The sequence below is a fragment of the Bradyrhizobium sp. NDS-1 genome (assembly GCF_032918005.1).
Classification (GTDB): domain Bacteria; phylum Pseudomonadota; class Alphaproteobacteria; order Rhizobiales; family Xanthobacteraceae; genus Bradyrhizobium; species Bradyrhizobium tunisiense.
Genome location: NZ_CP136628.1, coordinates 962,514 through 975,000 on the forward strand (window position 1 = coordinate 962,514; position 12,487 = coordinate 975,000).

Consider the following 12,487-nt stretch of genomic DNA (forward strand, 5'->3'; position numbering starts at 1 on the left):
GCGTGCGAATCCTCTCGAGCGATTTGATCGGGGCTCGCCACAGGTTTTATTTGTCTTACGGGATTACGTCGATGCGTAGCGTTTGGGGAATCGTTGTGGGTCTGGTGCTGGCGCTGATGACAGCCGGCTGCAACACGACCGAAGAGATGTTGATCGAACGGGGAATAGGAACGGAGCTTCCGTCCGACGACATCGTCGATCAGACGCGTCGTATGGCGTTGTACCTGAACTATCTCTGCGCCCAGGCTGGAATGTCTCAGGTCGTCGCCGACGGCACCGAGACCGGATTTGTCTGCGACATGAAGCCGTATGGCGGCGCTGGATGGTCACTATTGGTGCGAGCGGGTTTCAACGACATCGATCGCCGCTGCGACAGCTATCTCGCCTGGCTGAACAGCCGGCGACGAAATCGCGCCGCCATTCTCGACCAAATCACCGACACCAGAACTTTCACGGAAGCATTGCTGTACACGACTGGCGCGGGCGCCGCGCCGATTGCGATCGCGGGATTGGCGTTCGGTCTGGCGAGCAACTCTTTCACCAATTATTACTCCCGCCTGCTTTTCGAGATCGAGAAGTCGACGGTCCAGGTTCTCGTGCACCAGAAGCGCCTGCAATTTCGCGAGAAGCTGGGCAAGAACATCGCGTTTCAGCCGGACGCTGTGCATGTGCTGCGGGAGTATCTCCTGATTTGCACGCCGTTCTACATCGAGGATCTAATCAACCAGCGTACCCGTGACAGTGTCGCCGGCAACGAGCCTGCGGACAAGGGGAATGCGGATCAAATCCGCAGATCGATCGTCGCCGATTCTCTGATCAAGTCGCTTCCGGCCAAGCCACGCGATCCGCTGCCGCCCGTCCATCCTGTAGAAACGATGGGAGGAGGAGAGACCGATAGCGAACGGAATACGCCAAAAGTCGTCGGACAGACGATTCAAGCGAACCTGTGCGTGCCGACCAGCGCGACTTTCGATCCAACAACGCGAGAGGCTATCCGGCAAGCGAAGGTCGGCGGCAATAGCAGTGGTCCCAACGCAAAGCCGTTTGTGAATCTCAAAAATCAGATCATGAGCGCGGCCGAGGTTCAGATCTTCCTGGGAGCGCGTCCGTGCGGCATCGACTTGAACGGAATCGATCGCGGATACCAGACGGCCTTTGAGAAGTTCCGCTTTGCGGACGAAAACGGCGTGAAGATACTCCAGGGCATTCTCGCGCTGTGCGATCCGACGCTCAAAGACAAGGCGTCCGGCAAGTTCGATGTCGCGACACGCGCGGCGATTAAGGTTGCGAAGAGCAAGATGTCCGAGGCGCGGAAGGCCGAAACTGCCGATCGCGATACGGATACGCTGACCGACAAGTCGTTCCGGAACATTTCGCTGACATGCATTTGACACGAGTTTTCCTCGCCTGAGATTCGTTTTGCGGGAGACAGGTTCATGCCCGAGGTCAAGAAGCTTCTGTTCGATCGTTTCCTGCGCAAGAACGGAAAGGAGGACTCTCCGATCGTCGAACTCGACGGGCTGGAGCTGCAAATCTTTGCCGGCCAAAAGGTAGATACCGGCGCCGAGGATCCCGTGACCGAAATGATCGGCGGCAATCCCGTGACGTGGGTTTTCGTCAGTGCAAAGGACGGTGTCGACGCGAATGCCAAGAAGGGGTTTGTCGTTGCGCGAGACCTTGTCGACGAAGGGGTCGAGGTTCTGGCATCGGGCGGTTACGTGCCGTTTCCGAAAGAAGTCGAAAAGGCGGCTTTTGCCGATGCCTGCTTTGTACATGCCGAGCTGAACAGGACGAATCCAGCCTACCTCTACGCGCTGGCGTTTGTTCAAAGCGGCGATCGATGGAGCGAGACCAGCGTCAAGACCGATGATCCGGCGGACGCGGTCGCGCTCGGGGCTTACCGGTTCACGAGAGAAGCATGGACGAAATTTCTGGCGCTGCCCGAGCTCGCCGGACTTACGGTGGAGAGTATCGCGTCCCCGACGGCGCAATGCGTCGTTGCCGGCGTGCTCGCGGCGAAATCGGCGACGCTGCTCAAGGGATTGATCACCGATCACGGATTGAGCGCGATTGATCTCTATCTCGCGCACATCTTCAATGACGACGGTACGTTCGGGTCGAGTGCAGCCGACAAGATGCTTCAGGCTGAGAAGGCTGATCCCACGCAGCCATCGCTGAATGTGATTAAGAAGGTCTACGACGATGATGCGGCGCGGACGGCGTCCCTGAAGCGCAACAAGGCCATCTTCAAGGAAGACGGCTCAGCCACGATCAAGGAGGCGATTCAGACCTGCGTGGACAAGTTCACCGCGGCCTTCGAGGAAGTGAAGAAGCTGGCGCATGAGATCGAGAAGAGCGTGCCGTCCGACGCCGACAATCCGATCTTTGGCATTCAGTTCAGCGGAAAGATGGTCTCGATCACGGATCAGGACGTGGATGCCCTGGCCCGGGTCGGCGAAAGCGAGGTCGGCAACTTCGACGAGAAGTTTGGGGTGCAAATGTTTACGGATGCGATAGGTGCCGTGATCGATACCGTTTTCAATCGCATGATCTATCCAAGCACGGAATTCCCGAAGACAATCCAGGGCGTCATCAATCAACCGAAGCAGTTTTCGGCGATCAATGATCTGGGGACCTGGGAGAAGCTGCCGAAGCCGTCGGACAAGCATTTCCAGATCGCACTTCATCACATCCAGAATCGGGCACGCGGAACGGCCAGCCAGATCAAGGGGGCGACCCACTTCTTCAATCCGACATCCCACCCGAGTTGGGGGGAGCCGATCCGGGCGCGCCCGATAGCCTCCTACGGGGTGCCGCCAGATTCCCATATTCACGGGTTTCCGGCGAATTATCATCCCCCCGAGGGCCACGCGATTCAACTTGGCCAGGATGCCTGGGTGTTCTCGGGAGATGGGCAGCCGCAAGGACCACTCATCAGCCCGGACAAATCCGCTTCGGCGATCGTTGCCGCGGCGACGAAAGAATGGGAGTTTTGGGGCAGATCGGTTCCCGGAAACGTCGGACACGTCGACAACGAAGTCCCGTTCGCGACCTATGTCCGCGATACCTATTGCAAGCTGCTGGGAGCGCGTCCGTCACTGGAGGACATCGAGAAGGACGTCTACTTCTGGTCGGCGGTGACGATCTCCTACATGATCAGACAGGCCGGCATTCAAGCCCCGGCGTTCACGATCTCGCAAATGCACTGCACCTACATTCGCGAGGCGATCAAGGCGCAGCAGCAGCAGGATGCCAGCAAAGCCTATTGGGGCTTCCGTCTGAAAGACAAGGAAGCGGTCGTGGCGGTTGGAGACATTATCGGAGCCGGAAGGACTCGTGGGATGTCGTTCGATGAGGCCCAGGCTCTGTTCGACAGAACGGATGACTATGAAAGCCACAGCGATATCGTCGTGGCCGTCAGACCCGGCGAAGCCGATCTGATCGGCGGCAACGTGTCCGACTCCGTCTTGAAGAAGACAATCGCCTTGGATACCAAGGGGAAGGTCAAGGACCGGCAGAATCTCTCATTCGTCGTCATGAAGAAGCGCTGATCCCGAGGAAGAGCCGCTGGAGCGCGGCTCGAAGCAGAATCGTGTTCAGCCAACAGCGACTTTCTCTCCGTTCCTTCTCCCCTTGCAGGGAAGGGGGCACCACACGGGGACTCCCTTCCTCGTGTGCCCTCGTGCACCCCACTCGGAGACGACAAGGCCCAGGAGAGAGATGTCTCCCTCCGGGGCGGCTTGTCTTATCGGGCTCGCTAACTGACTGCGGATGCGGCGCCAAGATCGGCCGGGCCGTCCTCTTCCTCCTCCAGCTCCGACAAAATATCCACCAGCTCGCGCACCCGGCCCTGCGCCAGCGGGCGCAGGTCGTTGATCATCGGCTCGTCGTTGACGAGCCAGGCCTGGGCCTCGGTGAGCTCCTCGGCGGTGGCGCCGGTTCCGATGATCTGGGCAATGGTGACGTCGTCGGCGCGGTCCACGGCCTTGACGACATCGTCGCGTGAGAGGCGCGTCATGGGCGATCCTCCTGCTGGCTTCGGTCAGCCTCTAACCGGGGAACCGACGTGCCGGTTCCCGCCGGTCCCGTTGCAGGCGGCTCCTACTTCTTCACGACCTTGTAGATCGCATTTTCGAGATCCGAGCTGACGTAGATCACGCCCGTTGCGCCGACGGCCACGCCCGTCGGAATATGCGTCGGCAATCCGCCCGGCGCACCCGTGAGCCCGATCGGCAGACCAGCCGCGATCTCCGTCACCGTGCCGCTCTCCGGCGCGATCTCGATCAGACGCTTCGCGCCGACTTCCGCCACGATCAGCTTGCCGTCGCTCCCGCGCGCGATGCCCTCGGGCATTTTCAGCTCCTTGACAAGGACGGTCTTTTCGCCGTTGCTGTCGATCCGGGACACGGTGCCTGCAAAGGCTTCGGTGACGTAGACCTCGTCAGTCTTCCCGCCGACGAGGCCAACCGGGCCCTCGAGGCCGCCGATCAGGGTGGTGCGGTCCTTGCCATGTTCGCCGCTCACCTTGACCAGCGACTTGGTGCCGAGCTCGGCTACCAGGATGCTGCCGTCCGCGAGCACGATCGCATCGTGCGGCGCCTTGAAGCCGTGCAACATGTCGCGCGTTGCGCCGGTCTTGCCGTCGATCACCTGCACGGTGCCGGTGAACCAGCTCGACAGGACCACATCGTTGCCCCTGGCCGTCGCGCTCATCGGATATTCGAGCGTGGTGCCGGCGGCGTGCATGCGCGCCTTCTCGGTGACCTCGCCGGTCGCCCCATCCACCGTGCGATAGGCGAATACATCGGCGACATGGATGGTGTCCTTGCCGTTCTCCGAGGTGACGCCGATGCCGCCGGGCAGCGCCAGCTTGCCGATGATGATCTGCTTGGCCTGGCCAGTCGCGGCATCGACTTCCTGGATGCCGTTGTCGGCCATGTTGGAGACGTAGATGCGGTCCTTGTCGTCGATGGCGAGATTGTCCAGCGAAGGCTTCAGTTGCGCGACCATGGTCTTGGCGCCCGATTTGGTGTCGACCCGGACGAGCTGGCCGAGCGCGGTGTCGATCACGAAGAGATTGCCCTTGGAGTCGAAATTCACAGCGGCGAGGACCTTGAAGCCGTCGGCCACGACGGTCAGCTCGGCCTTGTCGACGTCGACCTTGGCGACCTGCCCCTTGAACCAGAGCGGACCGTAGAGCTTGTCGTCGGGACCGAACTCGAAGCCGTTGAGGCCGCCCATTTTCTCCATGATCTGGCGCGGCGGCTTGGTGCCCTCGACGTCGATCTCATAGAGCGTGTCGCCGAGGAAGACGGTGGTGGCGTAGAGCCTGCCGTCCTTGCGGAAGGCGAGCGAGTTGATGCCGGGAAGGCCGGATGCGAGCTTCTTGATCGGGCCGTCGCCCTTGCGTGAATAGAGATCGCCGGCCAAAAAACCCGTCCAGGCCATGGTGCCATCAGGCGCGAACGCGATGTCGTCGGCCATGCCGACGGGAGAAGGGATTGCAACCTTGGCGGTACCGCCGGCGATGTCCACCTCGTAGAGCGCTGCGCCGGCGACGCTGCCGGCGAACAGATGGCCGGCCTTGTCGATGCCGAGCCCGTGCACGCCATGGAACGGCGAGCCCGGGACGAGCTTCGTGACCTCCCAGCCGTCGGCTGATGCGCCCGTGGTGGCCAAAAGCGCGGCGACGAAGGCTGCGCAGGCGAGCCTGTTCTTCATGGCGAGACCTCCCGTTTTTTTGGAAAGTATTCGCCCCTGACGCCGCTTTGGCAAACGAAACTTGACGTTGTGACGCCGCGCAACGGCCTCGCGCGGTCAACGTGAATTCGAATCCTGTTTGGAGATGTCCAGCCGGTCTTAGCCGGTTGCCGGCTTACCGGTTGGTGACCTGCAGCGGGCCGCCGGTCGCATCCGACATGCGGGCGATGGCGCCGCCGCGGCCGCTCATCATGCCCTCGAGCCGGTCGCGCTCCTTTTCGAAGCTTGCGAGCATCGGGCCCTCGAGCGAGCGGCCGCGCGGCAGCTTCACTCGCATCGGGTCGACGAAACGGCCATTGACCAGGATTTCGTAATGGACGTGGGGGCCGGTCGACTGGCCCGTCGAGCCGACGAAGCCGATCACCTGGCCCTGACGCACCTTCTTGCCCGCCTCCATGCCCTTGGCGAAGGCCGACATGTGACCGTAGGCGGTCTCGTAGCCGTTGGAATGCTTGATGCGGATGTACTTGCCGTAGCCGCCCTCGGGGCCGGCCTTCTCGATCAGGCCGTTGCCGGAGGCGAAGATCGGCGTGCCGTAGGCGGTGGCCCAGTCGACGCCGGTGTGCATCTTCACATAGCCGAGGATCGGGTGGCGGCGGCCGCCGAAGCCGGAGCGCATGATGGCGTTGTTGACGGGCTTCCTGACCAGGAACTTCTTCGCGCTCTTGCCGGTCTCGTCATAGTAGTCGACGACGCCGTCATCGGGGCTCTGATAGCGGTAGTATTTCTTGGTCTCGCCGCCGACGGTGAGGGAGGCGAACAGCACGTCGTTCTTTTCGCTCGACGTCACGCCCTCGTCTTCGCCGGCGTAGAAAACGTCGAAGGAATCGCCCGGCTGCACCTTGCGCTGGAAATCGACGTCGTAGGAATAGATCTTGATCATGTCCTCGATGACCGGCATCGGCACCTTGTTGCGCATCGCGGTCTCGTAGATGCTCTGGTACAGCCGCACGCCGGAGCCGTCATCGTCGTCATCGTCGTCGCTGCTGGCGCTCGCCGCAGCGTCGGCGACGGTGTTCATGCTGGAGACGTCGACCGCGACGTATTTGCCGAGATCGGACAGCGCCGCGATCGCCTCGACCATGGTCTCGTTGGCGACGACGACGCGGTAGGGCTGGAGGCGGGCACCGGGGCTTGCGGGCGCCATCAGGATGCGGAGCTTCTCGCCTTCCTTGAGGCCGCCGTCGCGGCCGCGGGGGCCGAGCGTCGCGGTGATCGCCTTGATCTCGTCGGCGTTGGCGCCGAGATCGCGCAGCACGCCGGCAACGCTGTCGCCCTTCTTGACCAGATGGACGCGTTCGCCGTTCGGATTGCCGCCGGTGATCTGCTCCTTGGTCTTGGGCAGCAGCGTGACGTTCTCCGGCACCACGCGCGTCTCGAAGCCGGCATAGGGATCGGACGGCGAGGCTTCGGCGGCATAGGCGGTTCTGATGTCGGAGGGGCCGGTCGCGCCGGAGATGTCGGCGGCGGCATTGGAGAGCGAGGCGTAGCGCACTCCGCCATTGCCGCGCCAATTGGCGGCGTCGCGCACCCGCATCAGGATGTCGTCGAGCGCCACCACTGCGGAAATCTTGGCCTTCGGCAGCACCGGCGACAGGTCCTTGGTGACGAAGGAGACTTCCGCATCGGGCTCGACGGCTTCCGGATTGTTGGGGTCTTCCGCTGCGGCCTTCGGATCGGAGCCGACATCGGTGAGCAGGCGCTGGGCGTTGAACGGCGGAATCTTCGCCGACAGATCGCTCGTCGTCATCGACAGATTGCCGGCGATCCGCACGAAGGGGCGCACCCGCATCACGTCGCGGTTGCCGACGCGGGCGACCGTGGAGACGCGCACGATGTTGCGGGAGGCCGTGGACTCGCTCGGCGGCGGCAGGCGGTCGCTCTTGTGCAGCGTGGCGGCGCGATCGGCGGCGCCGAATGCGCCGCGCAGTGCGCCCTCGACCCGCTCGGGCACCTTGGCGAAGGTCATTTCGCCGTCGAGAGATGCGAAAACGGCGCCGCCGATCAGGGCCGCGCCGCAGAGTCCGGTCAAGATTGTGCCGCTGAACCATTGCACCGAGACGCGGCGGCGGTCGATCACGGCGGCTTCAGAACCATCGACGGACAGCGGCGGCTCGTGGCCGAGATCGATGATCCCGGTCTCACGCCCGTAAGCGCCGCGTGACGTCCTGTGGTTCACTCAAGTCCCCCAATCAACGACCCAAGAAGCCCGTTTCGAACCTCGTCCCTGGCCGCCCTCTTGAAGGGGGATCGCCGGAAAAAGGCAAGCCGCACAGGCGTCCGCGCTCAGAAGGCCCCTCGGATGGGGCCGGCTGGAATTACGAACAGCTGGACGGGTAAAGCTCTCTCGATGTCTTTCGAATGTCAGGGGAAGGCCGCGTCATCTGCAAGATCGCCTCCCTCTGACCCCATGAAAACCGCCGGCAGCCCCCTCTGGCATCCCCGCGATTCAAGCTTGTCTCTTATCAGAACGCCGCGGGATTGTGGCTCAAGTACGGCGCCTGTCATGGAAAAAGTTTCCTGAACGGCCGGCCGTAAAGGCCCCCGTCTGACTGGGGGAGCGAAGCTCGGCCCGACCTCGCGGGACTTTCCATCCGGCTTGGGGTGTCTGGCTGGGGATCCCGGGCCTCGGGCTAGAACGCTTCCGGCGCCGTGAGGCGGTCGCGCTAGGAAGGGACCAGGGGGAGGGGCCAAATGGGGGGGCCTTAAAGCCCCTTCCGGCGCCCGCCGGCGAGCAAACTTTTTTCAGATTTTTTGCCGTCCCGCCCCCGCCGCTGCGCCCCACGCCTCGCTAATCGATTGGAAACGCTCGAATTTTTTCCGCGATCCACTGTGCGACGATTTGTTGACGATTGGCGTTGACAGCCCGGAAGGTGGGGCCTATAACCCCAACCACTGAGCGCGGCGCCGCCGGGTCACTGACCAAGGCGAGCGAACGCGCCACTGATGCTCCTCACCTTGTTGAGTGACACAACAGTCGACGCAAGTCGATTGGAGTTCATTCATCGTCGGTAAGGGTGTCGGAACCCTTCCTCCTAGGGAAGGTTGAGGCCTCCACGGTCTCGGGCTGTTTGACAAGTGAAGATGAAGAAAGAGAAACGTGGACGGCGGAGTCCTTGCGGGTCTCGCATTTAGAAAGCTTCGGCTTTCTGGATCGGGACCGGACGAAAGACTTCGGCGGTACACGTTTTAAAGGAAACACCATCGTTGCCAGCGATGTGAATCGCAGGCAGCTCGGCGACTTCGGTCGTCGGAAAAATGGTGGGACCTCGTCAAACGTTGTGATCAGCCGGTTCAAAGTTCAAGTCCAACTTGAGAGTTTGATCCTGGCTCAGAGCGAACGCTGGCGGCAGGCTTAACACATGCAAGTCGAGCGGGCGTAGCAATACGTCAGCGGCAGACGGGTGAGTAACGCGTGGGAACGTACCTTTTGGTTCGGAACAACACAGGGAAACTTGTGCTAATACCGGATAAGCCCTTACGGGGAAAGATTTATCGCCGAAAGATCGGCCCGCGTCTGATTAGCTAGTTGGTAGGGTAATGGCCTACCAAGGCGACGATCAGTAGCTGGTCTGAGAGGATGATCAGCCACATTGGGACTGAGACACGGCCCAAACTCCTACGGGAGGCAGCAGTGGGGAATATTGGACAATGGGGGCAACCCTGATCCAGCCATGCCGCGTGAGTGATGAAGGCCCTAGGGTTGTAAAGCTCTTTTGTGCGGGAAGATAATGACGGTACCGCAAGAATAAGCCCCGGCTAACTTCGTGCCAGCAGCCGCGGTAATACGAAGGGGGCTAGCGTTGCTCGGAATCACTGGGCGTAAAGGGTGCGTAGGCGGGTCTTTAAGTCAGGGGTGAAATCCTGGAGCTCAACTCCAGAACTGCCTTTGATACTGAAGATCTTGAGTTCGGGAGAGGTGAGTGGAACTGCGAGTGTAGAGGTGAAATTCGTAGATATTCGCAAGAACACCAGTGGCGAAGGCGGCTCACTGGCCCGATACTGACGCTGAGGCACGAAAGCGTGGGGAGCAAACAGGATTAGATACCCTGGTAGTCCACGCCGTAAACGATGAATGCCAGCCGTTAGTGGGTTTACTCACTAGTGGCGCAGCTAACGCTTTAAGCATTCCGCCTGGGGAGTACGGTCGCAAGATTAAAACTCAAAGGAATTGACGGGGGCCCGCACAAGCGGTGGAGCATGTGGTTTAATTCGACGCAACGCGCAGAACCTTACCAGCCCTTGACATGTCCAGGACCGGTCGCAGAGATGTGACCTTCTCTTCGGAGCCTGGAGCACAGGTGCTGCATGGCTGTCGTCAGCTCGTGTCGTGAGATGTTGGGTTAAGTCCCGCAACGAGCGCAACCCCCGTCCTTAGTTGCTACCATTTAGTTGAGCACTCTAAGGAGACTGCCGGTGATAAGCCGCGAGGAAGGTGGGGATGACGTCAAGTCCTCATGGCCCTTACGGGCTGGGCTACACACGTGCTACAATGGCGGTGACAATGGGATGCTAAGGGGCGACCCTTCGCAAATCTCAAAAAGCCGTCTCAGTTCGGATTGGGCTCTGCAACTCGAGCCCATGAAGTTGGAATCGCTAGTAATCGTGGATCAGCACGCCACGGTGAATACGTTCCCGGGCCTTGTACACACCGCCCGTCACACCATGGGAGTTGGTTTTACCTGAAGACGGTGCGCTAACCCGCAAGGGAGGCAGCCGGCCACGGTAGGGTCAGCGACTGGGGTGAAGTCGTAACAAGGTAGCCGTAGGGGAACCTGCGGCTGGATCACCTCCTTTCTAAGGATGGTTCTTCAGAAGCTTGCTTCTATCGAACCGTTTTAGAAACATCAGTGGCCAACAGATCGCCAGATCGTTGAGCTGCATTGGCGGGATTTCGCCGTCTACGTTTCTCTTTCTTCGCGGACGAACACGCGCTGGGGCTGCAAGCTGCAGAATCCCCGGTCCTTAACAGGATATGCGTTAGGGGCTTGTAGCTCAGTTGGTTAGAGCGCGCGCTTGATAAGCGTGAGGTCGGAAGTTCAAGTCTTCCCAGGCCCACCACACTCATCGGGTAAGCATTCGTCTTCTGGTTACGGGGCCATAGCTCAGCTGGGAGAGCGCGTGCTTTGCAAGCATGAGGTCGTCGGTTCGATCCCGTCTGGCTCCACCAGATGGTTTGATCACCGAGATCGTGCACCGTCGTCCGCGAACATCACTTCGCACTTACCAGTCTGGATAGACGGTAAGCTGCGTGATTTCTGACATCGTAAAGAGGAGATCGATCCGAGTTGGATCGTGCGGCAAGCAATTGCCACGCGAGACTTCATTATCTCCGGATCATTTCGGCGCTCGTGCGTCTTTCGAAGGTAGCTCACAAGGCTGCGCTCGAGAGACAGGCGAGTTGTAAATGATCCTTTTAGCGAAGCTTGACCGCCTCGCTATCGGAACGATCTTACGAAGCAAGCTGGTCTTTCTAATCATTGTCCGGCTGCAGATAGCGTTCATCGAGGGCGCGTGCCGCAAGGCAGTTCTGCAGACAACATTCTGCCGAGTGTGTGGACATTGATAATGAGAGCAATCAAGTGCCTTAAGGGTGTTCGGTGGATGCCTTGGCGCTGAGAGGCGATGAAGGACGTGCTACGCTGCGATAAGCCGTGGGGAGCTGCGAAGAAGCTTTGATCCGCGGATTTCCGAATGGGGAAACCCACCTTCGATAGCCGGAACTCCAAGACCTCAGTCGAGAGACTGTGGTGTGGGGTTCGACCAGATAATGGAAGATTCCTGGACCTTTAGGTTTCGATCGAAGAGGTTTTGGATTTCCGGTTATCAAGAGAAGGTATGAGACTTCTGAATACATAGGAGGTTTCAAGCAAACCCAGGGAACTGAAACATCTAAGTACCTGGAGGAAAGGACATCAACAGAGACTCCGTTAGTAGTGGCGAGCGAACGCGGACCAGGCCAGTGATACATCAAAGACAATCGGAACCAGTCAGGAAAGCTGGGCCTTAGAGGGTGATAGCCCCGTACGAGTAATGCGATGATGTATCCACGAGTAAGGCGGGACACGTGAAATCCTGTCTGAACGCGGGGGGACCACCCTCCAAGCCTAAGTACTCCTCAGCGACCGATAGTGAACCAGTACCGTGAGGGAAAGGTGAAAAGCACCCCGACGAGGGGAGTGAAATAGACCTGAAACCGGACACCTACAAACAGATGGAGCCCAAGATACGTTCTGGGTGACATCGTACCTTTTGTATTATGGGCCAGCGACTTAATTTAACGAGCAAGCTTAAGCCGATAGGCGAAGGCGTAGCGAAAGCGAGTCTGAATAGGGCGTCAAGTTCGTTGTATTAGACCCGAAACCTAGTGATCTAGCCATGAGCAGGTTGAAGGTGAGGTAACACTCACTGGAGGACCGAACGGGTGCCTGTTGAAAAAGGCTCCGATGACTTGTGGTTAGGGGTGAAAGGCCAATCAAACTGGGAAATAGCTGGTTCTCCGCGAAAGATATTTAGGTATCGCCTCGGATGAATACCTCAGGGGGTAGAGCACTGGATGGGCTAGGGGGACTTACCGTCTTACCAAACCCAACCAAACTCCGAATACCTGAGAGTACTATCCGGGAGTCACACGGCGGGTGCTAACGTCCGTCGTGGAGAGGGAAACAACCCGGACCTACAGCTAAGGCCCCTAATTCGTGGCTAAGTGGGAAAGGATGTGGAAATC

At 59.9% G+C, this 12,487-nt stretch carries 5 protein-coding genes, 2 tRNA genes and 2 rRNA genes (1 of these 9 running past the window's edge); 6 read left to right on the forward strand and 3 right to left on the reverse strand.

What is annotated here, in order from left to right:
- The first annotated feature begins 71 nt into the window (after positions 1–71).
- Both RX330_RS04505 and RX330_RS04510 read left to right on the forward strand, forming a co-directional pair.
- Complete coding sequence (locus tag RX330_RS04505; RefSeq protein WP_212079845.1) at positions 72–1,391, forward strand: hypothetical protein; 1,320 nt, start codon at positions 72–74, stop codon at positions 1,389–1,391.
- A 45-nt stretch (positions 1,392–1,436) separates the two neighbouring features.
- Positions 1,437–3,551 carry a DUF2272 domain-containing protein gene (locus RX330_RS04510; protein WP_317242199.1) on the forward strand — a complete coding sequence of 705 codons (2,115 nt, stop codon included), beginning with the start codon at positions 1,437–1,439 and terminating at the stop codon, positions 3,549–3,551.
- 206 nt (positions 3,552–3,757) lie between these two features.
- Here RX330_RS04510 and RX330_RS04515 read toward each other — a convergent pair whose 3' ends face one another.
- From RX330_RS04515 to RX330_RS04525, 3 genes are all read right to left on the reverse strand, one after another.
- Complete coding sequence (locus RX330_RS04515; protein WP_212079847.1) at positions 3,758–4,018, reverse strand: hypothetical protein; 261 nt, start codon at positions 4,016–4,018, stop codon at positions 3,758–3,760.
- 83 nt (positions 4,019–4,101) lie between these two features.
- Positions 4,102–5,721, reverse strand: a complete 1,620-nt coding sequence (locus RX330_RS04520) for a hypothetical protein (protein WP_317242200.1) — start codon at positions 5,719–5,721, stop codon at positions 4,102–4,104.
- A 154-nt stretch (positions 5,722–5,875) separates the two neighbouring features.
- A complete protein-coding gene (locus tag RX330_RS04525) occupies positions 5,876–7,939 on the reverse strand; it encodes a peptidoglycan DD-metalloendopeptidase family protein (protein ID WP_212079849.1) in 2,064 nt (687 codons plus the stop codon).
- A gap of 1,129 nt (positions 7,940–9,068) precedes the next feature.
- Between RX330_RS04525 and RX330_RS04530 the strand changes: the two genes are divergently transcribed.
- The 4 genes from RX330_RS04530 to RX330_RS04545 form a co-directional block, all read left to right on the forward strand.
- Positions 9,069–10,557 (forward strand): 16S ribosomal RNA (locus RX330_RS04530).
- A gap of 187 nt (positions 10,558–10,744) precedes the next feature.
- Positions 10,745–10,821: transfer RNA gene (locus tag RX330_RS04535), tRNA-Ile, on the forward strand.
- A gap of 33 nt (positions 10,822–10,854) precedes the next feature.
- Positions 10,855–10,930, forward strand: a tRNA-Ala gene (locus tag RX330_RS04540).
- Between the two features lie 406 nt (positions 10,931–11,336).
- Positions 11,337–12,487: ribosomal RNA gene (locus RX330_RS04545) — 23S ribosomal RNA — on the forward strand (it continues 1,723 nt past the right edge of the window).
- Together the 16S and 23S rRNA genes with 2 tRNA genes alongside form the textbook arrangement of a ribosomal RNA operon.